The organism is Prolixibacter sp. NT017 (genome assembly GCF_009617875.1).
Taxonomy (GTDB): Bacteria; Bacteroidota; Bacteroidia; order Bacteroidales; family Prolixibacteraceae; genus Prolixibacter.
The window spans coordinates 2,889,113-2,915,579 of sequence record NZ_BLAV01000001.1 but is presented as its reverse complement, the minus strand read 5'-3'; the positions used below and the strand labels follow the sequence as shown (position 1 = coordinate 2,915,579).

Annotated in this window: 30 protein-coding genes; 27 read left to right on the top strand and 3 right to left on the bottom strand. The window is 42.1% G+C overall.

Annotated features, from left to right (window positions below):
- Positions 1 to 89 precede the first annotated feature (89 nt).
- The 12 genes from GJU87_RS12025 (at position 90) to GJU87_RS11970 (ending at position 9,510) form a co-directional block, all read left to right on the top strand.
- On the top strand, positions 90 to 524 hold the full coding sequence (locus GJU87_RS12025) for a VOC family protein (RefSeq protein ID WP_153639749.1): 435 nt from the start codon (positions 90 to 92) through the stop codon (positions 522 to 524).
- Between the two features lie 145 nt (positions 525 to 669).
- A complete protein-coding gene (locus GJU87_RS12020; protein WP_153639748.1) occupies positions 670 to 1,119 on the top strand; it encodes a GIN domain-containing protein in 450 nt (149 codons plus the stop codon).
- Positions 1,120 to 1,679: 560 nt separating this feature from the next.
- Positions 1,680 to 2,519: a DUF4339 domain-containing protein gene (locus tag GJU87_RS12015; protein ID WP_153639747.1), complete on the top strand. Its 840-nt coding sequence runs from the start codon at positions 1,680 to 1,682 to the stop codon at positions 2,517 to 2,519.
- 468 nt (positions 2,520 to 2,987) lie between these two features.
- Complete coding sequence (locus GJU87_RS12010; protein WP_153639746.1) at positions 2,988 to 3,626, top strand: hypothetical protein; 639 nt, start codon at positions 2,988 to 2,990, stop codon at positions 3,624 to 3,626.
- A 5-nt stretch (positions 3,627 to 3,631) separates the two neighbouring features.
- The gene (locus GJU87_RS12005; RefSeq protein WP_194831522.1) at positions 3,632 to 4,369 is read left to right on the top strand and encodes an ion transporter; all 738 of its coding nucleotides are present in this window, start codon (positions 3,632 to 3,634) and stop codon (positions 4,367 to 4,369) included.
- A gap of 156 nt (positions 4,370 to 4,525) precedes the next feature.
- Positions 4,526 to 4,954 (top strand): DUF2231 domain-containing protein, encoded by a 429-nt coding sequence (locus GJU87_RS12000; RefSeq protein ID WP_153639745.1) that lies wholly within the window; start codon positions 4,526 to 4,528, stop codon positions 4,952 to 4,954.
- Positions 4,955 to 4,978: 24 nt separating this feature from the next.
- Positions 4,979 to 5,602 carry a rubrerythrin family protein gene (locus GJU87_RS11995; RefSeq protein ID WP_153639744.1) on the top strand — a complete coding sequence of 208 codons (624 nt, stop codon included), beginning with the start codon at positions 4,979 to 4,981 and terminating at the stop codon, positions 5,600 to 5,602.
- A 285-nt stretch (positions 5,603 to 5,887) separates the two neighbouring features.
- Positions 5,888 to 6,616 (top strand): class I SAM-dependent methyltransferase, encoded by a 729-nt coding sequence (locus tag GJU87_RS11990; protein WP_153639743.1) that lies wholly within the window; start codon positions 5,888 to 5,890, stop codon positions 6,614 to 6,616.
- A gap of 237 nt (positions 6,617 to 6,853) precedes the next feature.
- On the top strand, positions 6,854 to 7,225 hold the full coding sequence (locus tag GJU87_RS11985; RefSeq protein WP_153639742.1) for a VOC family protein: 372 nt from the start codon (positions 6,854 to 6,856) through the stop codon (positions 7,223 to 7,225).
- A 174-nt stretch (positions 7,226 to 7,399) separates the two neighbouring features.
- A complete protein-coding gene (locus GJU87_RS11980; RefSeq protein ID WP_153639741.1) occupies positions 7,400 to 7,786 on the top strand; it encodes a hypothetical protein in 387 nt (128 codons plus the stop codon).
- Between the two features lie 409 nt (positions 7,787 to 8,195).
- Entirely contained in the window at positions 8,196 to 8,408 is a 213-nt protein-coding gene (locus GJU87_RS11975; protein ID WP_153639740.1) for a hypothetical protein, read from the top strand.
- Between the two features lie 217 nt (positions 8,409 to 8,625).
- Positions 8,626 to 9,510, top strand: coding sequence for a pentapeptide repeat-containing protein (locus tag GJU87_RS11970; protein WP_153639739.1), 885 nt, complete (start codon positions 8,626 to 8,628; stop codon positions 9,508 to 9,510).
- Positions 9,511 to 10,101: 591 nt separating this feature from the next.
- On the opposite strand, the gene GJU87_RS11965 is transcribed toward GJU87_RS11970, so the two are convergent.
- Positions 10,102 to 10,482: an HU family DNA-binding protein gene (locus GJU87_RS11965; RefSeq protein ID WP_153639738.1), complete on the bottom strand. Its 381-nt coding sequence runs from the start codon at positions 10,480 to 10,482 to the stop codon at positions 10,102 to 10,104.
- Between the two features lie 34 nt (positions 10,483 to 10,516).
- Here GJU87_RS11965 and GJU87_RS11960 point away from each other — a divergent pair, with 34 nt between their 5' ends.
- Together GJU87_RS11960 and GJU87_RS11955 are read left to right on the top strand one after the other, a co-directional pair.
- Positions 10,517 to 10,663, top strand: a complete 147-nt coding sequence (locus GJU87_RS11960) for a hypothetical protein (protein ID WP_153639737.1) — start codon at positions 10,517 to 10,519, stop codon at positions 10,661 to 10,663.
- Between the two features lie 418 nt (positions 10,664 to 11,081).
- On the top strand, positions 11,082 to 11,966 hold the full coding sequence (locus GJU87_RS11955) for a leucine-rich repeat domain-containing protein (RefSeq protein WP_194831521.1): 885 nt from the start codon (positions 11,082 to 11,084) through the stop codon (positions 11,964 to 11,966).
- Positions 11,967 to 11,985: 19 nt separating this feature from the next.
- Here GJU87_RS11955 and GJU87_RS11950 read toward each other — a convergent pair whose 3' ends face one another.
- Entirely contained in the window at positions 11,986 to 14,037 is a 2,052-nt protein-coding gene (locus tag GJU87_RS11950; protein WP_153639735.1) for a helix-turn-helix domain-containing protein, read from the bottom strand.
- 232 nt (positions 14,038 to 14,269) lie between these two features.
- Here GJU87_RS11950 and GJU87_RS11945 point away from each other — a divergent pair, with 232 nt between their 5' ends.
- Complete coding sequence (locus GJU87_RS11945; protein ID WP_153639734.1) at positions 14,270 to 14,851, top strand: ankyrin repeat domain-containing protein; 582 nt, start codon at positions 14,270 to 14,272, stop codon at positions 14,849 to 14,851.
- 162 nt (positions 14,852 to 15,013) lie between these two features.
- The gene (locus GJU87_RS11940) at positions 15,014 to 15,994 is read left to right on the top strand and encodes a serine hydrolase (RefSeq protein WP_153639733.1); all 981 of its coding nucleotides are present in this window, start codon (positions 15,014 to 15,016) and stop codon (positions 15,992 to 15,994) included.
- Positions 15,995 to 16,247: 253 nt separating this feature from the next.
- Here GJU87_RS11940 and GJU87_RS11935 read toward each other — a convergent pair whose 3' ends face one another.
- Positions 16,248 to 16,625 carry a helix-turn-helix domain-containing protein gene (locus GJU87_RS11935; protein ID WP_153639732.1) on the bottom strand — a complete coding sequence of 126 codons (378 nt, stop codon included), beginning with the start codon at positions 16,623 to 16,625 and terminating at the stop codon, positions 16,248 to 16,250.
- A gap of 94 nt (positions 16,626 to 16,719) precedes the next feature.
- Between GJU87_RS11935 and GJU87_RS11930 the strand changes: the two genes are divergently transcribed.
- The 11 genes from GJU87_RS11930 to GJU87_RS11885 all read left to right on the top strand — a co-directional run bounded on the left by GJU87_RS11930 (position 16,720) and on the right by GJU87_RS11885 (position 26,374).
- Positions 16,720 to 17,265, top strand: a complete 546-nt coding sequence (locus GJU87_RS11930; RefSeq protein WP_153639731.1) for an NAD(P)H-dependent oxidoreductase — start codon at positions 16,720 to 16,722, stop codon at positions 17,263 to 17,265.
- A 422-nt stretch (positions 17,266 to 17,687) separates the two neighbouring features.
- Complete coding sequence (locus GJU87_RS21480; protein WP_228491972.1) at positions 17,688 to 17,906, top strand: hypothetical protein; 219 nt, start codon at positions 17,688 to 17,690, stop codon at positions 17,904 to 17,906.
- A 15-nt stretch (positions 17,907 to 17,921) separates the two neighbouring features.
- On the top strand, positions 17,922 to 18,404 hold the full coding sequence (locus GJU87_RS11925) for a dihydrofolate reductase family protein (protein WP_228491971.1): 483 nt from the start codon (positions 17,922 to 17,924) through the stop codon (positions 18,402 to 18,404).
- A gap of 291 nt (positions 18,405 to 18,695) precedes the next feature.
- On the top strand, positions 18,696 to 18,848 hold the full coding sequence (locus GJU87_RS11920; RefSeq protein WP_228492097.1) for an alpha-ketoglutarate-dependent dioxygenase AlkB: 153 nt from the start codon (positions 18,696 to 18,698) through the stop codon (positions 18,846 to 18,848).
- Positions 18,849 to 18,921: 73 nt separating this feature from the next.
- A complete protein-coding gene (locus GJU87_RS11915; RefSeq protein WP_153639730.1) occupies positions 18,922 to 19,653 on the top strand; it encodes an SDR family oxidoreductase in 732 nt (243 codons plus the stop codon).
- Positions 19,654 to 19,889: 236 nt separating this feature from the next.
- A complete protein-coding gene (locus tag GJU87_RS11910) occupies positions 19,890 to 20,468 on the top strand; it encodes a hypothetical protein (RefSeq protein ID WP_153639729.1) in 579 nt (192 codons plus the stop codon).
- Between the two features lie 179 nt (positions 20,469 to 20,647).
- Positions 20,648 to 21,379: an NAD(P)-dependent oxidoreductase gene (locus GJU87_RS11905; protein WP_153639728.1), complete on the top strand. Its 732-nt coding sequence runs from the start codon at positions 20,648 to 20,650 to the stop codon at positions 21,377 to 21,379.
- A gap of 275 nt (positions 21,380 to 21,654) precedes the next feature.
- Complete coding sequence (locus GJU87_RS11900) at positions 21,655 to 24,093, top strand: outer membrane beta-barrel protein (protein ID WP_153639727.1); 2,439 nt, start codon at positions 21,655 to 21,657, stop codon at positions 24,091 to 24,093.
- A gap of 18 nt (positions 24,094 to 24,111) precedes the next feature.
- On the top strand, positions 24,112 to 25,140 hold the full coding sequence (locus tag GJU87_RS11895; RefSeq protein WP_153639726.1) for a sensor histidine kinase: 1,029 nt from the start codon (positions 24,112 to 24,114) through the stop codon (positions 25,138 to 25,140).
- The gene (locus GJU87_RS11890) at positions 25,134 to 25,829 is read left to right on the top strand and encodes a LytTR family DNA-binding domain-containing protein (RefSeq protein ID WP_153639725.1); all 696 of its coding nucleotides are present in this window, start codon (positions 25,134 to 25,136) and stop codon (positions 25,827 to 25,829) included. Before GJU87_RS11895 ends, GJU87_RS11890 begins: the two co-directional genes overlap by 7 nt.
- Before the next feature lie 50 nt (positions 25,830 to 25,879).
- Positions 25,880 to 26,374, top strand: a complete 495-nt coding sequence (locus GJU87_RS11885; protein ID WP_153639724.1) for an isoprenylcysteine carboxylmethyltransferase family protein — start codon at positions 25,880 to 25,882, stop codon at positions 26,372 to 26,374.
- Positions 26,375 to 26,467 lie beyond the last annotated feature (93 nt).

Here is a 26,467-nt window from a genome sequence, read left to right as displayed (position 1 = left end):
CAAACAGCAAACTTTTATCCAACAACCGTGTTATGTAACCGGATGTATTATTCAACGTAATACATCCGGTTTAACTAAACTCGGAAATCATGACAATTGTAAATCCCTATCTAACTTTCGGAGGAAACTGCGAGGAGGCTTTTAACCATTACAAAGCTGTTTTTGGCGGCGAGTTTGCCTATGTTGGACGTTTCAAAGACATGCCACCGCAGGATGGTGTGGAAATCCCGGAAGCCGATCAGAACAAAATCATGCATATCTCTTTGCCGCTCAGTCAGGACAATATCCTGATGGGCAGTGATACCGGCGGTTGGGCTCCCGAGCTGAAAGTCGGTAACAATTTCTCTTTGTCTGTTTCGGCCGAAAGCAAAGAGCAGGCCGACCGGCTCTTCCTGGCGCTTTCCAAAGGTGGCAACGTCACCATGCCAATGGCTCCCACGTTCTGGGGCGATTACTTCGGCATGTGCACCGATGCTTTCGGCATCAACTGGATGATTAGCTTCAACGAGAACCCGCAGGAATAGAACGACCAAACGAGGAGCTTCACTTCAGCCTCCCAATCTTTGGCGTTCCAAATGACGTTCAGGGAGATGCATTTCAATCCCGGATTGTGTAACTTTATTCAGGTATGGAAAGACCAATGAACCATTAACCTGAAACGTAGCCAAAATGAAACGACCTGCACTTATCATTACGGCCCTGATAATGCCCATACTGTTGCTGGTTTCCTGTGAGCGCGACAGTGTCCGGATTTCGGGCGAAGGACCAGTGGTCACCAAAACCATTACGGTTCCTGAATTCACCGGCATCGATTTGGCCGGGGCAGCCAACATCATTATCACGCAGGGAGCAACACAAACAGTGGAGGTATCGGCCCAGCAGAATATCATCGACCGGTTGGAGACGAACGTGTCAGGAGGTATCTGGACCGTAAAGCTCGAAGACGGGAATTACACCAACTACGATTTAACGATTCTCATTACCATACCCATCATCAGCAGTTTGCTGGTCAGTGGTTCGGGAAACATCGAAGTGAACGATTTCACCGGCCAGGATGATTTGGAGCTCACCATTACACAAACGATTACCGGTTCGGGAGCCGTGACGAATACGAATTGAATCTGTAACCTAAAAATCTGGCAATTGTCCGGCTACAATATATTGTGGCCCTACCGGGCTGGCACCACACAGAACAGCAAGTTGACAAACTATTCAATGGTGCCTTTGAACATTGTGCTTTCTTAATGATCATTGTGGTTAAAACATTTTACCACGAAGGACACGAGGATTTTTCACGAAGACCAAAAAGACTTCCTTCATCGAAGCCGAACAACAGTAACTCGTTAACCTGAAACCGCAACTTTTTTATATCCATTCTAAATAGGGCGATTTTGTTGATGAACATATCGATTTCTTCCATGAAAGTACCGATCTGTTCCGTGAACGGAGAAAAGCGCTTTCCCTGCCTGGGCGTAAATGCCTCCTAATGAACAATAAATTAAATTAGAAATACTACTTTCGTGTACTAATTGCTTATCCTGTTCGTTTTTGATAATATATCAGGAAAAAATAAGAGCAAACCTTTCCCGGTAAACCTGGCAAATGGAGACGTCTTTTGGGCATGGCACTCCGGTATTTATGGATGAAAGAACCTGACCGGGAACAAGGAATGAAGATTTATGAAAGAGTGGTATTACATAGCTGACGGCGATCGGTTCGGACCGTTTAGCCTGGATGAACTGAAAGGAAAGATTGGTGAAACGACGAAGGTCTGGAAACAGGGGCTGACCAAATGGGAAAAGGCAGTGCTCGTGCCGGAGCTGGCTTTTTTTTTCCGCGACACCCCACCGCCGGTTCCCGAAGATGATCGGCGGATTAGCCGGGAGACCAAAGCCTTCCGCTACATTCATGCGGGCATTTCATCGGGCTGGATATTCCTCTCAATGCTGGTGGTCGAAATCATTCTGCAGATGCTCGATTTGGACGATACCCGTTTCTACGGCCTCGTGCTGTTTCTGAGCCTGATGGCGCTCGTCCGGTTATTGACCGGCATGAAGAAATACCTCTCGCTGCTTCTCGAAATCAGGAAGCCGGCTGTCAATATCAACTGGATCATCGTGACCTCCATTCCCATATACATCCTGATGGCTTACGAGCGGGGACGCGTTATCGACGATACGCTGTATAGTTATGGTATCCTGGTAGTGGTACTGGCTTTCATCCTGAACGGCTATCATTATCTCCGGCTGGCCCAGAAGCTGAGTCTACAAAAAAGGGTAGGAGTGACCGCCTTCCGGAACTTTGCCTACCTGCAGTTCTTCTATAGCATCCTGGTGTTCATGGTCGTTATTGTGGCTCTGTTTCTCATGATTTTTACAGACAGCGCCGTACTCAGTTCGCCGTTAACCCTGCGTGAAGGCCTCACCGTACTGTTCATCGAAATGCTGCCGTACCTTTTCCTGCAGTACGGTTTAATGAAGGTGAAGCGGAACTACTTCGTGCACCAACCGGCATATTAGCGAATAAGAATACAAAGCATTTTCATCCTGATACGTACCCTGTCAGCACTTTCGCCGATGGGGTATTTTTTTGTGTTTCTACCCGAACCTTTTGAAGAACATAAAAAAGTTTTCAACACCCAAAATCAGTGGTGAACGGTCGTTTTTTAGTGGTGAATGCATCGATCTGTTCGTTAAACGGAAAATCAAGCCCTTGATCATCAGACCTGTTTCACTTGCTGAACAATAAGTTTAAGGAATATTTTATTACCTTGATAGGTAGTTGATTGAAGATGGCGGTAAGGTAGAAGCAGGGAGCAGCGGCCAGTTAGATTTCTCTAACAAGAATCAGTTTATAATCTCTGATTTTTAAAATGTATTTCAGTTTTTATAGAATAAAGATGGAAAGGCAATTGATAGCCAGAAAATTGAAGCATGCATTGACCTTATTAAGCGATTAGTATAGTTAAACCAAGTAAAACTTATGAGATGACAATAAATAAATTATTTGATTTCCTCGATGAATGGAGAAACCTACCTGCTTATCAGCTAGAGAGAAGGGCTGATATTTTTTTCGCAATTCATCTTGAGGAAATTATGCAAAAAGTATTCGGGACCAAAATTGATTTTATAATCCCCGAATTTCCGGTTCGCATAGGTGAAGTTTATGAGAAGGAGCCGGGAATAAACAGATCATTTAAAATTGACTATCTGGCTTATTCGAGAAAAGAGAAGAAAGTTTTTCTAATTGAACTAAAAACGGACCAACGGTCACGAAGGGAAAAGCAAGATTGGTACTTAAAAGGTGCGTCAAAAATAGGTGTAAAAGGACTTATCAGCGGACTATTAAATATTTATAACGCAACGGACCAGAAAGTGAAGTATGATAACCTTCTTGATAAAGTTGAGGGAATGGGTTGGATTAAACGAGATAACGGAGAAATAGCAAATCTGGAGGTGGAGATTGAACCATCAATCGTTTATATACAGCCATTAAATAAGAAAAATGAGGAATCAGTAATCTCTTTTGACGACATAATTGAGGCTCTTTCTGAATCAAAAGACTCAGTGACAAAAAGATTTGTTGAATCACTGGGAAAATGGAAATCTGATACGAATATTAAATAATTACAGTGCATTTATTTAGATACAAACTAAGAGAGATAATCGAAGACAATAGTAGAATTGAGGGGAAGATTTTCGACTATGTGATACAGTCACTTATTCTGTTATCACTTGTCTCTTTTTCTGTCGATACATTACCCGGTAATCCGGATACGTTGAATGTAGCGCTCCGGATTATCGAGGTGGTGTGTGTTGTCGTCTTCAGCATTGAATATGTGTTACGAATTTATGTAGCGCAAAAACCTTTTAAATACATATTCAGTTTCTATGGCTTGATTGACCTGATTGCCATACTTCCTTTCTATATCAGCCGAACCATTGATTTGCGTTCTTTAAGGATATTTAGGGTGTTCCGGATTTTCCGGGCTTTAAAGTTGATACGGTACAATCGGGCATTGAGGCGATTTCATATTGCTTTTCGCATTATCCGGGAGGAACTGATACTCTTTGCCATCCTGTCTGCGATTATGATTTTCCTGTCGGCATCTGGCATCTACTTCTTTGAGAACAAAGCCCAGCCCGAACTGTTCCGTTCCATCTTTCATAGTCTTTGGTGGGCCGTCGTAACTCTGACGACAGTGGGATATGGAGATGTTTATCCTGTCACTGTAGGCGGCAAGATATTCACTTTCTTCGTCTTGGTGGTCGGGATTGGTATTGTCACCGTACCTGCCGGTTTGGTGGCTTCGGGATTATCGAAAGCGAGACAAATAGAGCAGGAGGAAACGGGAAAGAAGAAAGCATAGCGACGCGTTGTCAACAAGTGTTATAGTGTTTCCGGTTTAGTGAAAAGAAGAATGATTTTAAATAGAAACCTGCGTCAGTATTCTTCATTTTTTAGACTCCCTGAAATGAATATCTGATTTTAAATTGCATTATATTTACTTAAAAACTAATTAACTATGATTTCACTAAGCCATATTCATCCGATGTTAGTTCATTTTCCAATCGCATTAGTTTTGATTGGATTCGTCGCCGATTCTGCCTCGTTAGTTTTTAAGAAAGAAGCATGTTTATCAAAGACCGGTTTTTACCTGCTAATCGCTGGTACACTTTCGGCCGTTTTTGCACTGCTGGCCGGTGTTTTATTTACCGCCGATATGTCAGGCTCAGCAGGAGAAGTTAAGGCAACCCACGAGTTGTTTGCCTGGATAACGTTGGGTTTATTATTTCTTACTTCCATTATTCGGATTTTTCTTGTTGTTAAGAAAAGAGAACATTCAGACTTAAAATGGCTTGCCTTTGCGCTTTACGGACTTGCTGCCATTTCAGTCGGTATAACAGGTTTCTTTGGCGGAACGCTGGTTTATAGCTATATGATGCCCCTTTGATAATTAATATAAATTCAAACTCAGATGAAAAAAATGCGTATCGTTTTAGTATTGGCTATTACAGGTTTGATAGCTTTTACGGGGTGTAATCAACCCAAACCGGTTAAAACAATAGAAAACCTCAAAGCAGGTATAATTGGTGAAACAACTGCCAGCAAAAAGTACGAAGCCTTTGCTCAGAAAGCAAAGGAAGAAGGCCACGATGCCATTGCGATGCTTTTTAGTGCCGCATCAAACGCGGAAGCAGTACATGCAGCCAATCATACCAGGGTTTTGGAATCATTAGGCGAAAAAATGGGTGATTTTACACCTGAATTTGAAGTGAAAACAACGGCAGAGAACTTGCAGGCAGCGATAGATGGTGAGTCGTATGAAGTCTCCACAATGTATCCTCAATTTCTGGCAGATGCAAAAGCCGAAAAAGTTCAGAAAGCGGAACAGTCGTTTACCTGGGCGTTGGACACGGAAAAGAAACACAATGATTTTTATTCCAATGCACTGAGCGCTTTAAACGCGGAATCGGAAAGCGGTTTGCCTACGGGGTACGCTGTTTGTCCTGTTTGTGGTAACACATACGATATGGCAAATGTGGATGATAAATGTGCCTTCTGTATGACAGACAAGTCAAAATTTATCAATTTCGACTAAAGTAGAAGACCATTTCATAGTATCTTATTTCAACTGTAATAGCCTGTGCAATTACAATATGATTGCATAGGCTATTACGCTTTTTATTCTCCTTTCCACGGAGAACAATCTGGACATCATTAGCCAAATCGTTTTCATGGTTGTGGTGAGCGGATGGATTGTTTTGTAAAGAAAGAAGGTGACAGGAGCTGCGCTTTCAGTGGAATGAGAAATAATTACGACAGCTTATCAGGCGATTGCTTCTAAGTTAACTGCATCGAAAATAGCAAGAATAGCAAAATAAAGATGCCCCAACTATATACCACATTGGCCCGGGTGTATCACGAGATGTACCGGCACATCTTCGATTACGATGAGGAGTTTCGCTTTTACGACGACCTCTTGCGGAAGAACCATTGTAAAAAGATTCTCGAGGTAGGATGTGGTTCAGGCATGTTGGCCCGCCGGTTCCTGAACAATGGATACGATTATATCGGATTGGATGTCGCCGGGGAAATGCTGGCCATCGCCCGGGAGGAAATACAACAGGACGTGTTAGTTCAAAGCGATATGCGCGATCTTCGTTTCAGTAACGAGTTTGATGCCGTGCTCATCACAGGTCGTTCGCTGGCCTATGTCACCGACAACAAGGGAATCATGGACACTCTTACCGGAATTCAAAACGCACTGAAAAAAAATGGGCTGTTTGTCTTCGGTATCTTCGAAGCCAATGGCATCTTTGACAACTTCGGCGATTTCGAGCAAACCATCGAGTTGCCAAACAAAACGATTCAGCGAATCAACAAGCTCGAAAAGAACCTCGCAACCGGCTGGACCTGGAACTGGCACGCCCGGTACCTCATCGAGAGCGAAGGAAAAGTCACCGAATACGACGATACAACCATCTTACGGGCTTTCACCAAAGACGAAATCCTGCTCTTCCTGAAACTCGCCGGTTTCGATGTGCTGGAGATACTGGAGGAGAACAAAGCGATGACACTTATCACGCAAAAGTCAGAGAATGTTCTTCATTAAATCCTGAATCTGGTCTGCAACCCAAAAATCGATGGCGTAAAAAGCGCACGTACTCTTCCAAACGAGAGAAACCACAGAAACCTGTAACCCCTATAGATTTGCTTATCCTTCCTCTGATGTCTCTGGTCTTAAAACTCTTCTAACAACAGAAACTACAGGAACAATAAAAACAGCGAAGCATAACCTGAAACCTCCAACTCTCTCATCTGTTATTCCCATAAAACAACTTGATAGCAGATGAAACTACGCGTAGCCCGGCACACGAACGATTTTACACCGCTCATCGAATTTTACTGCGGAGCCCTGGGATTGGAACAATTGGGGAAATTTAGTAATCACGACGGATATGACGGCATCTTCCTGGGAAAGGAGGGAGAAGACTGGCATCTGGAATTCACGAAATCAGATGTGGCGCCCAACCATCATCCCGACGATGATGATTTGCTGGTATTTTATATTGAAGCGGAGCAAGAATACAATGAACTCAATCAACGAATCCAAAGCAAAGGTTTTCAACCGATGAAACCGGCCAATCCTTATTGGAAAGCAAACGGAACCACCTACGTCGATCCCGATGGTTTTCACGTTGTGATATCCATCCGGAAGTAATTCACTCTGTCAAATCCTCTAATTGATTGACTAATGAGATGGTAATTCCGGTAATGTGATCAAATCGTAAGAAACGCTTCCAGCGATTCAATTTCCGTACAGCGTTTCGCTGAAATTCCGTAACTTATTCAACAAGGCAGAATTTCAAATGACCATAAACCAAAAAACAACCGTATGGAATTCAGTTCGCTCACGATTGTATCCGTCATCGTCATCATTCTGATGGTACGATTCTCATTGCGTCAGCGGTATCCCAATCCTACGAGGCAGTTGATAGTATTGTTGGTGTTAAGTTTGTTGGCCATTGTTTGCATGGCATGGGAGCGATACACAACGGGTTTTGGACTGCCCTGGTGGATATATTACCCGGTTCCGTTACTGCTGACCTTGTTGTTTCCCATTTTCTGGTTCCGTATGAAACGAAGTGAGGCCTTCACCTATTTCCTGCTCACCATTTTGGCGGCGCCGGTATCTCACATACTCTATTCGTTGCTGGGATGGAAGGAATTTATGCCCTTCATCGAAGTTCCTTCGCTGCTGGAGATGCTGCCCAAAGTGTAGATAATCCACGTTAAAATTCAGGGGAAAGTGAATCAGGAGAGTATCCGGAAACCGGCCGGTCGCCGGAGATATGCTGCGAATTCCACCTTCTTCGCGTCCTTCGGCAGCCCTTTCGTCTTAAACGAAAGACCTGGGGGGTTAGATCACCCGACGACCGGTACCGGTTAAAATCTTGCTATGGTTGCTTTCGCAACTTCCTAATAACGATGTTCCGGATATTTTGATGTAAAAACGTTGAAAGGCAGTGTTTTATTGTTTTATCGGAAAAGTTATTGAGAATAAAGCCCAGAGACACCCAAGGAGAGACAGAAGAAAGAAGAGGTGCTGCGTTGCACCATTGCAGCAGGGCCACTATAAAAGCCTGGGCAGGGAGATACTAAACTTCCGGATAACCTGAACCCTTTTGTTGGTGACGGCTTTTTTAACCTGTGCGGGTATAACGATCTACCGCTTTGCCCGGGCCGGAGATATGTCGCCCGCGCTGATGATCAATCCAACCATCAAATATGTCGTGTACGGCTTCCTGTATGCCTGCAACTTCATGCTGATCATCACCAACTCCATTCGAATCAAAGAAGAACAGGAAGCCCGGTACCAACCGAAAATACGATTCATCAGATGAGCACATAAATGCCCCTGTTCAATTCTGGAACGACCAATACCGGACCATCGGGTAATAACCGTTTGCACCGTCCAATTCAACACAAACAACCACGGGTTGCCGAATAACAACCAAAAGTAGTGTCATTACAACGAATAGTAGCTATATTTTGGATGATTCCGGAGATAACGCAAAATATCTTTGTGGTGTCGATTAACAACAATAAAAAATGACACAAATGGAAACAAAGATGATTGGCAACAAGATTGCCGAAGCAAGAAAGAAACTAAACATTTCGCAAGCGCAACTTGCCGAACAACTGTTTATCAGTGCACAGGCGGTTGGGAAATGGGAACGCGGAGAATCGATGCCCGACATTGTTACGCTGAACCGCCTGGCAGCAATTCTGGGTGTCGACCTGAATTACTTTTCAGAAAGCTTCCATGCGGGAGAAACGGGAACCGTAACGGGAGATTCATCGCACGAAACCTCATCTGATGAGCCGGAGAAAAAGCTTAGCTGGGATATGTCACGAGGGAATTGGGTGGACGCCGACTTCTCCGGCTTGAAGAATCTGCACGAGAAATTCAGTGGCTCCAACATGCAGCGCTGTATGTTTATCAGTTCCGATTTGTCGGGACTTCTCCTGAAAGGCAATCATGTGGTTGGTTGTGATTTCTCCGGTTCCGACTTTAGCAACAGCAACATTAAGAACTCCTATTTGAACAACGATAAATTAAAGGACTGTTCCCTGCAGGAAGCAGAGTTTTCAGGAAGCCATGTCAACGGCTGCGATTTCTCTGGTGCCGATTTTACCGGGGTGAAAATGAAATCCTGCGATTTCTCGAAAAATACATTGACCGATGCCGTGTGGAACCGCACCTCTTTCATGGGTACTCAGCTTACCGATATCACATTCGAGGGAGCCATAGAGGATTGCTATTTCGAAAACTGTGCGTTTAAAAAGGTGACCTTTCAGAATTCAACCATTACCAACACGTTCTTTAAGAACAGAAGTCTGAAGCGGATCCGGTTTGTCGACTGCCAGGTCGACCAGATTACCTACGCATTCCTGAAAAACGGGAAAGCAGATGTAAGCGGTATTACATTGTTAACAACATAAAGGAGGAAGTGAATCATGTCGAAAAAAAAATCGCCATTGCTTAGCCCAGACTACCGCCATCCCCAAAACGTTCAGGTTGGTGTTTGGCGATAAATTTGAATACGACGGAAATCGAGCTATTGTGTTTCAGATAAATCAGAAAATAATACCCGAATGGAAGCTGGTAAAATGTATAAAAACTGCCTTGTTTTACCACAGGGGCAAACTACCTGATCAATGTAGTAATTTGATGGAAGAGACAGTTAACACTGTGAGAAAGTAAGATAGATACCTGAAAGAGTCGGACCATTTATCACGAGAGGAGAAGTCGTTCCCGGCCGGGGGCAAAACCTTCAATTGTATGCCAATTCACCTGAGTCCCATACCTTCGGGTAAATATCTCCTTATTTCTCTGAAAACTTATACGTATTTATCAGAATATATCTCCGTATTTGTTTGCAAACATATACGCATTTCTTTTCTAACATGTCAGTATATATTCACTAACAAATACGCATATGTTGGAATAGCAACCCTTATCAGCAAAAAACAGAGTGAACAGCCAGGCCGGGAAAAGACTTCATACGGGAAATAACCGGAGTATGGAACGGACTACAAGGATCTGAAAGATGCTTTTGTTAAGGCCTCTTTCATTTCCTTTCCGGGACGAAACCGGATGTTGACCGATTTGATTTTATCAGTCGTACATTCCGTTTTGCTAGGGGACCCCTTGCAGCTGACGGTTAGCTGGAACGACCCCCAGTCGCCGATCTGGACGGTATAGCCATCCAGCAACGAGTCGATAACAACCGATTGCAATTCGTACAAAACCAGCATGGCTTCACCTTTGCTTAAGGTGGTGTTTTTGGTAAGGGCTTCGGCTATCTCTTTTTCGCTCTTTCTTCCTACCCGGTGCGGGGAAATATACCATTGGGATTCATCTTCAGGATGTTGTGGGTTGATGCGTTGTATTTTCGAATATAAGATAGACATGACAATTATTTTTAAAGGTTAATGAATACAAAAAGTGAAGAGGATCAAGAGAGCCGTTGGCAAAGATTACTCAGGCCCTGCAACTGCGGCCGGATACTCCACTCGCGACAAACCTGTATCGGCAGGAGATAATACCGGCAAGTCGAAAGCAGAGGGGGCGGATGAAAATCAAAGTTCATAATCTGTTGGTTAAAATCGGGATATAAATTATGAAATAATTATCGCAAATTACTCCCTAACTGTCTAATAACATATCAAAATACCTTCTTTTGACCAGAAATCAGTAATTTGAAACTCGAAAGGCAGATAGATTCCCCGGCGTATATGAGGAGACAAAAAACAGATGATGATGGTAACCTAATTATGACAGTTATGATTGATTTACCCAGCTTACGCGAAGAAACCCGGCATGAGATGCCTGCGGCTGACCAAAATCTTTTCAACAGACACAATGTGACAGGTTCGTATTATTTTCGCCAACTCATTTTGGGACAACTATTGCCCTGACCGTAGCACTGCAACCGGAATCGTTAATGATTTCGTGCGTTTCACAGGCTCAATCGTTACCCACCAACCCAACCTGCAACCTACAGCCAAATATGGACATAAAAGAACTCTATCACAATTTGGTAGAAGCATATTCCAACGAAAACCTGAACGTCATTACAGGGAAACTCATTGTGCTTTATAAAAACCGGAATTACCGTAAGATCCGGGAAATGGCCAACCGGATATCGGAATATGTTTCCATTGACGAAGAAAAGGATGCCCGGTGCTTCTCCAGACTGGTCATGTTGTACCATCCCGACAGAGGAGAGCAGTTTCGCCGGGAAATTAGAAACCTGTACGGGCAAAACGACTACGCGAAGCTACGCAAACATTCACACATCCTGTTGATGGACGATATTGATTCAATTGTCGTTACAAAAATCGACGAAGGTATTGATTACCATCCGGAATATGCCTGGGACGTGAATACAGACGAGGGATTTGGTTTCGAAGATGTTGATGAGGAGAATCGGGAAGCGTATGAAGCCGGGACCGCTGACTACGAAAGGTCGTTTTACAACCTGGTGAAGATGCGCGAGTATGGAAGGGTAAACATCGAATTTCCGTTTTATTACCTCGAAGATTTCGAAGAATTTGAAATGGCTTACAGTGGATTGGAGACGCTGGATGGTGTGGAGTACTGTATTCATGCGAAAATACTCGATGTTTCCAACAACTCGATTTCCGACATCGAAAACCTTTGGAATTTGAAAAGCCTGGAGGAATTGTATTTAGCCAACAACGAGATTGGATATATCGACACGCTCAGCAACCTGGTTAATCTGAAAGTAGTTGACCTGTCAGGAAATCAGATTGATGATGTGTCGCCGCTTTTGGAACTGGAAAATCTGGAATATGTGAACCTGATTGGAAATCCGGTTCCGAAGAATCAGATTGATTTGCTGGAGGCGAAAGGAATGATTGTCACTGTTTAACTTTTCGAAATCTGATAGACTATACCAGTCCTTTATTCTCTAGTATCTTTTTCAGATGATCGTGTTTTTTCCAAAAACGGTTTTTGATCTTTTGGATGGTCCTCCTAAACTCCGCGTTGTTTTTCAGCGGTTTCAGGAGCGGGTCCTTTCCCAGGAACAACAGAATCCAGTACTGGTAATTATCCTGTGTGGCGAATACTTTGAGTTGCTCAATGGCCTTATCGTTTTTTCCTTCATACGCATACTTCACCGCCATGCTGGCACTCTTGTAAATGGATTGGTCTTTTTCGCAATATCCGGCATACGCTTTGAAAAACTGAGCAGCCTGTTCATCCAGCCCCATTTTTTGGTAAACCCGGGCAATCTTTACATCTTCCTGCGGATAAATATCCAGACCGTACTTCTCCCTGGCTTTGACAAATTTTTGATAATAATGAAAGGCTTGATTATACTCTTCCCCATAATAATAGAATTTGGCCACTTCCTGCAAAATATCCAACCGGGTCGTATCCTTGTTCCATTCTTTCGTTAATCGTTTTTGGGTTTGCTTTATATTACCGTCTTTGGCGTACTGGATATATGCCTGTAACATGGGCGAATAATAATTCCCGGGATTGTAATCCAACGACTTGTTGATATAGGTGGTCGCTTCTTCCACAAAACCGTTTTGGATAAGCGCGTTGCTTAAGTTTAAATAAATATAGCTTTTGGTAATGGAATCATAAGCAGCAATATCCAGTTGTATTCCTTTTAATGCGTAGGTAAGATATTTTGTCGTATTGGGAATATCGCTGGCATATAAAGTAGAAAGCATTTGAACCACCGGTGATGAATTAGGATTGTACTCCAGGGCCTTCTCCAAATAGGGCACCGCTAATCGGTATTCCTTAACCTGCATGTAATACAGCGCCTTGGCCATGAGGCTTTCGGCTGATTTGGGATCGTAAAGCAGGGCCTTGTCAGCATTGTTGTTAATTTGCTCTGTATATTGTTTTTGCTTCTGGTATAAGTCGGTATAGTAGTACGAAAAAGCCATGTAGGCATAAGCCAACGCAAATTGTGAATCTTGCCCGATAGCTTTTTTTAATAGCGAAATGGCTTCGGCCAAACCTTCCTTTGTTCTTGTGTTATACGGAATAAGGGCTTTAAGGTAATAATCATATGCTAATAAGTCCCCGGTAGGTTTTTTCTCAATCTGGTCCATTTCGGAAGGCCTTATTTTTGCATTAATCGCATCGGCTATTTTTCGTGCCACTTCGTTCTGAAGTGCAAATACATCTTTCACTTCGCGGTTATATTGTTCCCCCCACACGGGCTGGTCGGTGGAAGCTTTTATCAACTGGACATTGAGCAAAACCTGATTTCCAACCCGCTGGCCACTGCCTTCTACCAGGTATTTCACATTGAGCTCATCGGCGATTTCCGGAATGCCCTTATCGGTATCTCTATACTTCTCTGCCGAAGTCCGGCTAATCACCCGCAGGTCTCCAATCTTCTGCAGGTTGTTCAACACCGATTCCCGGAGCCCGTTAACGAAATACAGGTTCAACGTATCACTGCTTTCGTTTTTGAACGGTAACACAGCAATCGATTTATCCATTTTGTTTTCAGCCGAAACGGTACGTTTTTTACCGAAAAGGAGAACTGAACCAAAGATTACGATTAGAGCCACCGCTGAAATCAAGTGCCATCTGTATCGATTCAAAAAGGTTGTCTGCTCAGATAAATTTTCATCAGCCACAGTTCCCTTTCTGACCTCGCCGGGTGAATACCCGTATTGTTCCCGAAAGCATTTGATAAAATAGGAAGTGTTCCCAAAGCCTACCTGGTACGAAATCTCAGCGACCGTCGATGTAGTCTGTCGGAGCATCTCCATCCCTTTGGTCAGGCGAACCTGACGAATAAATTGATTGGCAGAAAGCTTTGTATGCGCTTTGATTTTTCGGAGTAAACTGGAGCGGCTCATACTCATAGCATCTGCCAGTTCGGAAACTCCGAACTGTTCATTCGAGATATTCTCAAGAATAACCGCTTCTGCTTTTTCAATGAAGTCTGACCCCAAAATTGCCATTACTGGTTCCTATTGAAACGAAAGTAGAAAAATTAAAGCAAATGCATACTATGCGGCCTTTCTCAGAATGATGAACAGGACCACTTGCTTCAAAATTGTTATTTCTGCTTCAAATTTTTTATGCCTAACGCAAACTTGACACTTTTCGCTGCATACCTCTTAGGCCTTGCATGAACGAATGGTTCACCTTTGTAAAACAGTTTTCAAAGTCAAAATATTAAAACTTAACGTCATGAACACACTAAAAATGAATTCTTCAAAAATGTTGGTCAACTTTTCACTCGTACTCCTTCTATTACTAAATGCATGTGCATCATCGGGTGGAAACAATAACACGAAAGCGGCGTCAATAACCGAGAAGCCCAAAACCGACATTCAAACCGCCATCTTATCCGGCAACCTCGAGGTGGTGAAACAACACATTGAAGCAGGAACCGATATCAATATGAAGGATCCCATGAGTGGTTCAACGCCTTTAATTATGGCCGCGACTTTTGGAAAAACAGCTATTGCCAAAGCGTTAATTGATGCACATGCGAACCTCGACATTCAGAATAACGAAGGTTCGACCGCCTTGCATGCTGCCGCATTCTTTTGCCGCATTGAAATAGTGCAGATGCTTATGGATGCCGGTGCTGATAAAAACATCCAAAACAATCATGGAGCAACTCCCCGGCAATCGGTTATTGGTCCCTTTGCTCAAATGAAGCCCATCTATGAAACGATCGGGCAACAATTGAAGCCGCTCGGGCTACAGCTTGACTTGAAAGAGGTAGAAATGTCCCGTCCTGTCATAGCAATGATGCTGCAATAGTGTTTTTATTTTGTATTTTTTTCGAGAAAACAGCGTATTATAAAAAAGTTATTTAAACAGAACTCCGTTGGCATATATAACGGGTTTTGAAAAGTTGAAACGATGAAGAAACAAACCAAACGAATAGTCAGAATCCTATTATTTGTCGGAACCGCAATCTCTATGTTTTTTGTACCCTGGATTTTGGTCAGAGCCTGGATAAGACCGCTGCCCGACACCATTCAGGAACAGCTTAATGAGGGCATTCAATATGGATTTGACGGCATGATTGTGTATGTGGACGAGGCAGGCAAACCACCGGCATTTTATGCTGCCGGCTGGAAGAACAGGGAAAAAAAGATTCCAGCCGACCCTCATGCCCTGTTTAAGATTGCCAGCGTGGGGAAGTTATATGATGCGGTTGCTATCACCAAATTAGTGCATGCCGGCCGTTTGTCGTTGGATAGTACACTGGCCTGTTACATGCCCGAACTGGTGGGCCGAATTCAATATGCCAATGAAATTACCCTGAGAATGATGGTGGAGCACCGAAGCGGCATTCCCAATTTTACTGCCACTCCAAATTTTTGGACCAACCCACCCAAAACCAGTGAAGAAGCGCTGAAACGGGTACTCGATTTGCCGGCTGACTTTAAACCGGGAAAAGACTATGAATATTGCAACACCAATTATCTGTTGCTAGGTGAAATCATTCAAAAGGTGACGGGGAAGAGCAAATTTCAGTACATCAAGGAGAATATTCTGGACCCGCTTGGATTAAAACATACCTTCGGTTCGATTCACGATGTGAACATGAACGATTTGATGAGCGGCTATTATGTCGGCATCGAGCAGGATATAAAGGATGCCGATTATGGCTCCATGGTAGCTACTGCACAGGATGTGGGGATATTCTTACGGGCATTAAACGATGGCTCTGTATTTAAAGATAAAAAGGAGCAGGACATCTATTCCTCCATTTATCGTTACAACCATACTGGCCTGGTTCCCGGCTATCAAACGATTGCAAAATACTTCAAAGACATCGACACGGTGGTCATTCAATTCAATAATACCACTAACTTTGATGGATATGACTGGAATTTGGCGGAAATCATATACAACCGCGTAGTCAAAATTATCAGAAGACAAAGAAAATCGTAACAGGGAATATCTGTAAAAACAGAGGAACCGCGATGTTCCGGATATCCGGAAGCACTACTTTTGCATCCAACAATTTGTTGGCACCCCCAAAGCAATAAAATGAAAGGAAGTACTTTTTAATAGGTATTCTTCTGCTCGTGGGATGTGGCGTCTTTAGGGTTGATGGAATTATATATCAAAGAGTTACGTAGGGTCTTGACAATTGTCCGTTGCCATGTATATTGCGATTCCGATACTCTAATACTAGAACGATTTAAGGCGAATCGCATACAAATTCGCCTTTTTCGCTCACTATCTGGTTGCCCCATGCTGTGATCGCTTCCAAAACCGGAACAAAGCTTTTTCCGAAATCGGTTAAACTGTAAACGACTTTTATCGGTGGTTTTTTTCCATACACTTTTCTTGACACCAAGCCGTCTTTTTCTAATTGCTTTAATTGTAAACTCAAAGTCATTTCGGTAATGGAGGGCATTTCCTTACGAAGTTCATTATATCTTTTTGCACTGTCTTTCAAATGGTAAAGTATGACTGCCTTCCATTTTCCCCCGACCAAATCCATGGTGAGGCTTACGGTGCAAGGATAAACCTTCTCTTTTAACTTCACATAATCAGAGATACATTCTGTTTTCATTTTTCAACCTATCGATTTTAATAGTTATTGCAAATTTAAAAGACTAAAAATAGTTTTGCAACTAAAATAATTATAGTATTAAAATATTAGAATTATGGCATTGATTATTTTAGGACATCCAAACTTTAAAAGTTCTTTTGCGAACAAAACCATTATCGAAGAATTGCAGAAAAGCAGCATGGATATTGAAGTTAGAAACATAGCAGCTCTGTATCCTGACTACAACATTGACGCAAAATCAGAACAAAAAGCGCTTCTGGAACATAGGACAGTTGTATTCCAATACCCCTTTTATTGGTACAACATGCCTGCCATCCTAAAACACTGGTTTGATATCGTGTTTGAATACCAGTTTGCATACGGCTCTAAAGGTGATAAGCTGAAAGGGAAAAATTTTGTGCCAAGTTTCACAGTTGGAGCTCCCGAACAAGGTTATCAAACTTTAGCAGAACATCATTTCCGTGTGTATGAGTTTTGTAAAAATCTGGAGCAAACAGCTTACTATGCACAAATGAATTACATTGACCCAATTTATTTTCACGGGACTTCTTTAGCAGCGGGTTATAGTCCTGATGACGTAAAGAATAAGGCAGAAAACCACGCAAAAAGGCTGATAGCACGGTTGTCTGAATTGAACTAAAAAAGGTGCATACAATAGCGTATTCGGCAAGGCATTGGTAAGAGGTAAAATTGGATTTGTATAGCAACACCACCACCACCAACAACAATGAGAGGCTTAAAAGAAAACCAGATAAAGTTGACACTCGAATCGCGCTAAACGACAGATGTTTACACAAAGATTCAACAAAAAATTCAGTCCATATAAATCCGTTCGATACATACTTTTATATTGATTTCCGGACGAGGTGATTTTTCTGAACCGATATAGCGTGAAAAGAACACCTTTTCTTCATGGTACAAGAAAAAATAAATACACTACATTTTCAACTACGTTATGGGCAAACAAAAAATGGAAATATTAAAATCTCAGGGAGTTAAAATTAGTTTTTGCACAGACTCCTATTGGCAGTCATTGTAAAGCGACACTCAACAGCTATAACAATGGCAGAAAGGTACAGGAAATACATTGTCGCAAACAACCCCTTAATTTGTCGTTTTAACACATCAGGTTTTAAAAAGAGGCTCAATATTTTTATACTAACAAATAAAAATAGAAAAATGAGAAAATTAATTTTAGAAATGCAAATGTCTGTTGACGGATTTGTTGCCGAAGTAGACGGCAACACAGACTGGATGCTTTGGAATTGGGGACCCGATTGAAAATGGGATAACGAATTGCAGAAATATCACACAGACCTGACAAAATCTGTTGATTGTATATTGATTAGCAGACAAATGGCAGAAGAAGGTTTTATCGCCCATTGGGCAAGTGCGTCTCAAAATCCTAAAGACCCACAATTTGAATTTGCTAAACATATAACTGATACTCAAAAAATTGTATTTACCAAAACGCTTGATAAATCAGCCTCAATTCCTGGTGGATGGGATAAGACCAATATTGCTGAGGGAGACTTTGTAGATGCAATTAATATATTGAAGAAAAAGAAGGGCAAAGACATTATCGTTTATGGTGGGGCTACCTTTGTTTCTTCGTTAATTAGAGCAAAGCTTATTGACGAATTTCATTTACTTATAAACCCTGTTGCTATAGGTGGCGGACTTCCGATTTTCAAGAACCTTGCCAGCAAGCAAACTTTGACTTTGGTAAAATCTAGAGCTTTTGACTGCGGAACGGTCTTGCTTCATTATAAACTATAAGCAGAAAAAACAACGAACCGCGAACATTGAATCTGTTGGATGGAATCTCTCCGAAAAGCACATTAAGCAACTCAATAACGTTTTGAAACAAATACCAATTTATCCGCATGGGGTTGGGAAGCATCGGAAACTGACGTTCCAAATATAACTGTTTAGCAATGGAAAGCTTTGAGACAAAACTTACTACAATCGATTAGCAAAATATAACTGAATCAATGAATAAAAATGGTTACACCTATATTCCTAAAATATTGACGGACGACCAATGTGAGAAACTAATTCAAGCATACAATAACGAAACAAACCATTTCTGTCTTTTTAGAAAAAGGCAGTTTATTGGTCATGAAAGGAAAAACACAGACAAATTGGCTTCACCGTTTGCCACCAACTACAAAAGTAAAAATTCCGAGAATCAATTTAACTTTTAGAACGATCGACGTTTAATACAGCAAGTTTCGGGTTTTATAGGCTAAATCGTCAAAGTAGTTTTGCAATATAAATTTAAAACATTTGAAGAATGCAAACACTAAAAGAAAAAGTAATCTTGATTACAGGAGCTAACAGGGGAATTGGAAAATCGCTCGTAAAAGCATCATTAGAAAAAGGAGCAAGAAAAATTTACGCCACTGCCAGGGATGTTAGCAAGTTACCGAATTTTGGAGACGAAAGAGTTATTCCTTTAGAATTGGACATTACGGATAAAGCTCAAATCTTGAAAGTTGTTGAAAAAGCAAGAGACGTTGAAATCCTCATCAACAATGCAGGCTCTTTTAATCCAGGAACTATATTGGATGGAGAGATTAGTGGAATGGAGTTGGACATGAAAACTAATTATTACGGAACCATAAATATGATGCGGGCCTTCTCTTTAGTTTTAGAAAAGAACACACCTTCAAAAATTGTGAATATTGTATCCATTGCTGCTTATTCGCCGCTACCGTCAATAGCAGGTTATGCGGCCTCAAAATCAGCTCTATTTTCTGCTACGCTTTCCGTAAGAATTGAACTCGCCAAAAAGGGGATAACTGTACACGCAGTTAATCCAGGGGCAATCGACACTGATATGAACAAAGGAAGCAATTGGGATATGCCAGCACCCGATGGAGTTGCAAAAATAATATTGGATAAAGTCGAAGCAGGAGAATTGGATATTGTTCCCGATGAAATGGGGCTTGGGATGTTCAACGCCTGGAAAGAAGAACCGTCAAAATTGGCTGAAATATTTTCTAACATGTATCACGGAGAATAAGGACGGAAATCAAATCACCATATGAAAGTACGAACGCACAATAATAGATAAAAATAATAGCGGTTTTGGTTTTTAATCGAAATCGCTTTTTATATTTTCGTTATAGTTTTAACGGAAATATCAGTGTTTTCAATATTTATAGCTGTTCTCATCTTATGCATAAACGCTAATGAGAATTAGAACTGAAGATACAAAGAGAGAAATTTTGATAACCCGAGGATTTTAAAAATATAAGAATGGCAGGAAAAAAGACTGAACTGGATCTGCAAACAGACGGACTAATATTGATGATATTTTTCACAATGTGGTGGGTGTATTCATCAGAAATCTATTTCAACGATTCTGATTATCATGTTGTCGGAATTGTTTTTGGAATCGCAATTCTCTACCTTATTTATAGTTACATAAAACTAAAAATATACAAAAAAAGCATTTCTGTCCCGCCTATAAACGATGGAAGGAAAAAAGCGAAAGGCTATTTTACTGTTGTTGCTTTAGAAGGGGCAGCAATTTTTGTTGCTGTATTAATACTCGCAAATACCGGATATGGAGATTTTATTCCTTCCGGCATAGCGTTGATAGTTGGGATTCACTTTTTGCCATTTGCAAAAATATTTACCAGAAAAATTGACTATTACATTGGTCTTTGGACAATAATTGTAGCAGTTGTTGGATTGTTGCTGATTAATAGTAGCCAGTTTGATATCAAAATCGTAAATGCTTTTGTTTGTTTGGGATGTGCCATATCAACAACAACCTATGGCTTTAAAATGGTCAAAGATGGAAAGCTTATATTAAGAAAGTACCGTAATTAATGGAAACAAAAACATTCAAATTGTAACCAAAGCTAGCGAACCCGCACAGCAAACATCGAAAAAATACCATTTGGGTGTTCAGACAGATACACGAAAAAAATGGGAATATATCAATCTAAGGGAGTTAATATAAGTTTCTGCACAGTTTCCCATTGTAACAAATTAAAACCGAAGACACAATGAAAGAATTAATGATTACCGGAGGCTTTGGAAAAATTGCACAGCATTTTATCAAAAACGTTGAAAAGGAATATAATATTACTGTCGTTGATATTGCCACGGACGATAAGGTATTTTCGAAAAACATAAAAATCGTAAAAGCTGATTTAACCGATTTTTCAGCGTGTGCGAATTTGTGTAAAGGAATAGATACCATAATTCATCTGGCAGGAATCGCAAATCCAGATTCAGAATTCGAAGAAATTCTAAATGCCAATATTCTTGCAACAAAAAATATTTTTGAAGCAGCTGCCAAAGCCAAATGCAAGAGAGTAATATATGCCAGTAGTGCGCAAACAATTGAGGGCTATGATGAGGATATGCAAATCAATAAGAATATGCCGGTTCGACCAAAGAACTTCTATGGAGTTTCCAAATGTTTTGGAGAATCTTTGGGGGCGTACTATGCTTTCCAAAAAGATATTTCTGTAATATGTTTGAGAATCGGTGCATACGAATTTCCTCAAGATTTTACCGAAATGAACGCCAGGGATTTAAGCGCTTTTCTGCATCCCGATGATTTTAATCAGTTGTTGGTTAAGTGCATCGAAACAAAAGACTTACGATATGAAATATTAAATGCAATATCGAATAATCGATATAAAAGGCTTGACATTTCAGAATCGAGAGAAAAAGTAGGATATGAACCTGAAGCAAATGCATTTGAACTATTTAAATTGAAGAAAGAATAATATCTAACTACAGCAATCGTATGAGAAACAGTAGTTATTATCGCATAAAAGTTGAAGCAGTTTTACTTTGAAACTTTATCGTCAGTCTCAAGATAGGTGCACCCTATCGAAAATCAAACATCAAAATACGTGCAGGAAAATAATAACAGAATCTGCTAATGCACCGGTGCCAGCACACCCAAAATCTGCAGTTCACCCCAAAAATGATGCAGTTGGTCAAAAAAGTTTCGCATTCCCTTTAAAGCAAACATCCTTTGTAATAAAAAAAGAGAAGGATGAAGAGAGTTATTTTAATTGCTTTAGCGATTCAATGTATTGGCCTTTCGCATTTGTGGGGACAGGAGACCAATCAAAGTGCGGATCAGCAAAATGTACGACATGCTTCGGAGTCCGGTTCCGGACCGAAATCAGAAGCGACGAAAACGGTCCAGGGAAAAATTATCGACGAAACAGGAGTGCCCGTTGTGGGGGCCACTATTTCCATACCGGAAACATCGGTTGGAACCATCAGCAACCAAAGTGGCACGTTTCAGTTAGCTATTCCTGTGGCTACGCAGTCACTGAAGGTTTCGTTTATCGGTTATGCGACACAGCAAGTAGTTCCGGAAAGCAGGATGAACATCACCCTTCACCCCGATACCACACAAATCAACCAGGTGAATGTGGTTGCCCAACGGCCCAATGTTCAGGTAACGGCTGCAAAAACCACAGTCTATCCGTCGTTGTCGCCAACCACTTCTTCGGGAAGCGCTTATTCGGTATTGAAGAACTTACCCGGCGTGATCATCAACAGCAACGGTTCGTTATATCTTGATGGTAAATCGGGAGTGAAAGTCCTGGTCGACGGCAAAAACTCCTATCTGAGTGGAACCGATTTGGTCAATTACCTGATGTCGCTTCCGGCCAGTTCACTGAAGAAAATCGATCTGATTACGCATCCTTCGGCCAAATACGAAGCGGCAGGGAACGCCGGAATCATTGATATCTCCACCCAAAAGACCAATGCCGTTGGGTATAACGTGAATGTCAACACCAATTACGAAAGAGGTAAGTACGGACGAGCCAACAACAACCTGGCCTTTGGTTACCGGCAAAACAAGTGGAACGTAAACGGCATGTACGGTTACTACCAGGGGAGCAACTATGTTGATTTGACCATTACCCGTGAATTCCCGGAAACTGCGACGGACCCGCTCACATTTTTCGATCAGGATTCATACCGCAAACTGGAAAACAGATCGCATTACTTCAATTTGGGAGTTGATTTCTATGCCAATCCAAAAACAACTTTGGGGATGACGGTTAGGGGAAGCTCCGTGAACAACAAGGAGAACGGTACCCTCAGTTCGGTGTTTTACACGTTAACCACGTCCGGTGATTCGACCATCCATTCACTGACCAACAACGATGCCAACCGGAAGAACCTGACTTCTTCTGTATACATACGACACAAAATCGATTCGCTCGGAAAAGAAATTTCGGCATCGGCCAATGGGCTCCACTATTCGGCCAAGGAAAACCAGTTTCATCAGGATGTGATGACCCGGACGTCGGGCCCGTCGTCGGAGGATGTGTCGCAGGCGTTAAAAGACGGCTCCATCAAAATGTATTCGGGGCGGGTAGACCTGGCTTACCCCATCAATCACCAATGGAGTTTCGATGCCGGGGCTAAAAGCGATATCGTGAATATCGACGATGGCGCCAACTACCAAAACAGACAGAACGGACAATGGATAACTGATCCCGGTCTAAGCACGATGTTCAACTACCGGGAAAATATCAATGCGCTGTATGTCAGTAGTAAGGTGCAGAAGAAACCCTGGACAGCTGAACTCGGGTTGCGGGTGGAAAATACCAATGTCGAAGCCGGTTCCGTAAGCCAGTCATACACCAATTACTTTCCCAATTTGTTATTGAGCTGGCAATTACCTAACGACAACGCATTGAATTTGACGTATGACAAACGCATCGATCGTCCCAACTATCACGACCTGAACCCGTTTGTGTATGTCTTCGATAATTACACCTACGAACAGGGAAATACCGGGTTAAAGCCTCAGTTTACCAACCGGTTCATTTTCTCGTACACCATCCGGAAAGCCTACAAGCTCAGTCTGTTTTATACCAACACCACGCAGGCCATTATCAAGTCATATTTTGTACAGCCGGGTACCAAACGGGTACTGGTCATGCCCACGAATATGTCGTCGCACCATTCATATGGCATCCAGGGCGACGCCGCTCAGTTGTCGTTGACAAAATGGTGGAAAACAAGCTTGCATACCCAGCTGGCACAGGACAATTATCAATGGATGGAAAACGGTTCGACGCTGAAAAATGAAGGTTGGTCATTCCAGGCGGGACTGCAAAACCGGATCAGTCTGCCGTGGCGATGGTCGGGCGAAGTGAGCGGTTTTTACAATAGCCGGATGGCTTTTGGGCAAATCGATGTGTTACCAACGTGGCAGGTGTCCGGCGGCATTCAAAGGAGCTTGTTCCACCGGAAGGCAACCCTTAGCATCTTTTCCAACGATTGGTTTCATTCGAACCATACCCGCATAAAAGGGGTTATTACCGGAGGACACGTCATCACCAATGAATTTGACGATCATACGGTGTTAGGCGTTTCGTTTACCTGGCGTTTCAAAAAGGGAGCCGATGTGAAAAAGGCCAAAGAGAAAAAGAGTATTGATTCCAAACGAATATCTTTGTAATTAGTCAATCAACGATTTATGAAACAAAGCAGTAAATGGTTCTGGATTTCACCGGTTATTTTTGGGATTACGGTCCTGACGACGATCCGAATCATCAACGATGTGCCAAGAGACTACAAATTCTGGCAACGGCCTCTTTCGATCAATATCATTGAGTTTGTTTCCATCATCATTATTTCATTTGGTATCGAATACTTTTTGCAGCAGTTTGTCAAACGCAGCAAACAGGCAAAAGAGATGTCCATACGGCATTTGGTGTTCGAATATCTGCTGATAATGCTGATCAGTATGGTGATAACCATCCCAGTGCTCTATGGTATTCATTACATGACAGACGCTCCTGTAACAACCAACGATATCGTTGTTGCGGAAGCGGCTATGACCTTGCTCATCATCATTTATTATTCCATTTTCAGGGGAGGCGATTTGCTTCAGACGTATGTCGATCAGAAGACACTGACGCAGCAAATCAGGAACACCCAAATGGAAACCGAGTTGAAATTCCTGAAAGCGCAGTTTCATCCACATTTCCTGTTCAATGCACTCAATGCTATTTATTTTCAGATTGACGAAAACAACGAAGCGCCGCGAAAATCCATCGAGCTGCTATCCGAGCTGTTACGCTACCAGCTGTACGACATCAACCAGACCGTAAAGCTGGAACAGGAGTTTGATTTTATTCGTCATTACATCGAATTTCAGAAAGTGCGAATGAACGAATCGTTTCAATTGACGGTCAGTTTCGACCCCGCTTTACGTGAGCAGAAAATTCATCCGTTGCTGTTGTTTCCGTTGGTCGAGAATGCGTACAAATACGTAGGTGGAGAATATTGGATAAAGATTGAAGCCCGTTGGCAGGAGGGAAGTTTGTGTTTCACGGTAGAGAATGCCATTCCGCCAATGCCGCCACCGAAAAAGAAGAAGGCAAATGGCATTGGGCTCGAAAATCTACACCGGAGGCTCAACCTGCTGTATCCGGGAAAGCATTTCTTCGAGACGAAGAAAACCGATCAGTCATTCATAGCTAATTTGAAAATAGAATGCTAAAGTTGCGTTGCGTTATTACCGACGATGAGCCCATGGCCCGAAAAGGCTTGCAGGGATATATCGAAAAGCTCGGCTTTTTGGAACTGGTAGCCACCTGCCAGGATGCCGTTCAGTTGGGAAATGTGCTGAAGGAGCAACCAGTCGATTTGATTTTCCTGGACATTGAAATGCCTTATCTTTCCGGTGTGGACTTCCTGTCGGGCATCCATCATCCGCCCAAAGTTATTATTGTGAGTGCGTACGAGCAATATGCCCTGAAAGGTTACGAACTGGATGTGGCCGATTATTTGCTGAAACCGGTTTCGTTCGAGCGTTTTCTGAAAGCCGTGAACAAAGTCTATGACCAGTTCGAAAAGGAGAATACGGATCAGTTACAATCCGGTTCTATTTTCGTGAAAACGAGCCAAAAGTACGAGAAGGTGAATTTTGATGATATCCTGTTTGTGGAAGGAATGGAAAATTATATCTCGATACAAACAGCAGAAAATAGACTTGTTGCTCACTCGAAATTAAGTGCATTCATTGAAAAATTACCACCACGAAACTTTGTTCAGATTCATAAATCGTTTGTGGTGAATATCGACAAAGTCACCTCGCTGGAAGGGAATCAATTGGGAATCGGCAGCTATAAATTACCCGTTTCCCGGAATTACTCGGCGCAGATAAGGGAGATGCTGTTGAGGCAATAAGCTTGTATTATCCCGGAACCCCACCCAAAAACCAAAGAGATTTTGTTAACTTGGATGCACCAAAGAATCCAACCCAATGGAGACAGAAAACAGTCATTGGGATAAACTTAAAAGTGATGAGAAATAAGGTTTTCAATTATTTGACACTAATCGTAGTCCACCTTGCTTTTACCTTGTTGGTAATCAAATATTTTAAGGAGGGTAATTTTGTCAATGGCTACACGTATGCCGGATTGATTTTGATGATTGTTTCCTTGATTTTCTTCACAATAGCCAGAATTCAACTGGGAGATTCCTTTCAAATAGCGGCGGAAGCAAGAAGATTGGTGAAGAGCGGTATCTATAAAAAAATCCGGCATCCTGTATACCTGTTTGGATCTACATTTATAGCGGGATTTTTCATTTTTACTCAAGTGTTTTATGGATTGATATTTTTGATAATCATCGCTGTTTTACAGACCAAAAGAATCAAAAAGGAAGAGAGCGTTCTGCTGGAAACATTTGGGGATGAATATCTGGTATATAAAAAACAAACCTGGTTTTAGCTCTTATTGGTTCATCAGGCATTATCGATTATCAGTTGCTCCATCAACATGGAGACAGGAAATTCGACCACTCATCAACAAGCTGGTGACTAA

Bases quoted from the DNA above. Each gene is read 5' to 3' on its own strand.
- GJU87_RS12025 (WP_153639749.1), top strand. From the start codon at position 90: ATGACAATTGTAAATCCCTATCTAACTTTCGGAGGAAACTGCGAGGAG.
- GJU87_RS12020 (WP_153639748.1), top strand. From the start codon at position 670: ATGAAACGACCTGCACTTATCATTACGGCCCTGATAATGCCCATACTG.
- GJU87_RS12015 (WP_153639747.1), top strand. From the start codon at position 1,680: ATGAAAGAGTGGTATTACATAGCTGACGGCGATCGGTTCGGACCGTTT.
- GJU87_RS12010 (WP_153639746.1), top strand. From the start codon at position 2,988: ATGACAATAAATAAATTATTTGATTTCCTCGATGAATGGAGAAACCTA.
- GJU87_RS12000 (WP_153639745.1), top strand. From the start codon at position 4,526: ATGATTTCACTAAGCCATATTCATCCGATGTTAGTTCATTTTCCAATC.
- GJU87_RS11995 (WP_153639744.1), top strand. From the start codon at position 4,979: ATGAAAAAAATGCGTATCGTTTTAGTATTGGCTATTACAGGTTTGATA.
- GJU87_RS11990 (WP_153639743.1), top strand. From the start codon at position 5,888: ATGCCCCAACTATATACCACATTGGCCCGGGTGTATCACGAGATGTAC.
- GJU87_RS11985 (WP_153639742.1), top strand. From the start codon at position 6,854: ATGAAACTACGCGTAGCCCGGCACACGAACGATTTTACACCGCTCATC.
- GJU87_RS11980 (WP_153639741.1), top strand. From the start codon at position 7,400: ATGGAATTCAGTTCGCTCACGATTGTATCCGTCATCGTCATCATTCTG.
- GJU87_RS11970 (WP_153639739.1), top strand. From the start codon at position 8,626: ATGGAAACAAAGATGATTGGCAACAAGATTGCCGAAGCAAGAAAGAAA.
- GJU87_RS11965 (WP_153639738.1), bottom strand. From the start codon at position 10,482: ATGTCTATCTTATATTCGAAAATACAACGCATCAACCCACAACATCCT.
- GJU87_RS11955 (WP_194831521.1), top strand. From the start codon at position 11,082: ATGGACATAAAAGAACTCTATCACAATTTGGTAGAAGCATATTCCAAC.
- GJU87_RS11950 (WP_153639735.1), bottom strand. From the start codon at position 14,037: ATGGCAATTTTGGGGTCAGACTTCATTGAAAAAGCAGAAGCGGTTATT.
- GJU87_RS11945 (WP_153639734.1), top strand. From the start codon at position 14,270: ATGAACACACTAAAAATGAATTCTTCAAAAATGTTGGTCAACTTTTCA.
- GJU87_RS11940 (WP_153639733.1), top strand. From the start codon at position 15,014: ATGTTTTTTGTACCCTGGATTTTGGTCAGAGCCTGGATAAGACCGCTG.
- GJU87_RS11935 (WP_153639732.1), bottom strand. From the start codon at position 16,625: ATGAAAACAGAATGTATCTCTGATTATGTGAAGTTAAAAGAGAAGGTT.
- GJU87_RS11930 (WP_153639731.1), top strand. From the start codon at position 16,720: ATGGCATTGATTATTTTAGGACATCCAAACTTTAAAAGTTCTTTTGCG.
- GJU87_RS21480 (WP_228491972.1), top strand. From the start codon at position 17,688: ATGGCAGAAAGGTACAGGAAATACATTGTCGCAAACAACCCCTTAATT.
- GJU87_RS11915 (WP_153639730.1), top strand. From the start codon at position 18,922: ATGCAAACACTAAAAGAAAAAGTAATCTTGATTACAGGAGCTAACAGG.
- GJU87_RS11910 (WP_153639729.1), top strand. From the start codon at position 19,890: ATGGCAGGAAAAAAGACTGAACTGGATCTGCAAACAGACGGACTAATA.
- GJU87_RS11905 (WP_153639728.1), top strand. From the start codon at position 20,648: ATGAAAGAATTAATGATTACCGGAGGCTTTGGAAAAATTGCACAGCAT.
- GJU87_RS11900 (WP_153639727.1), top strand. From the start codon at position 21,655: ATGAAGAGAGTTATTTTAATTGCTTTAGCGATTCAATGTATTGGCCTT.
- GJU87_RS11895 (WP_153639726.1), top strand. From the start codon at position 24,112: ATGAAACAAAGCAGTAAATGGTTCTGGATTTCACCGGTTATTTTTGGG.
- GJU87_RS11890 (WP_153639725.1), top strand. From the start codon at position 25,134: ATGCTAAAGTTGCGTTGCGTTATTACCGACGATGAGCCCATGGCCCGA.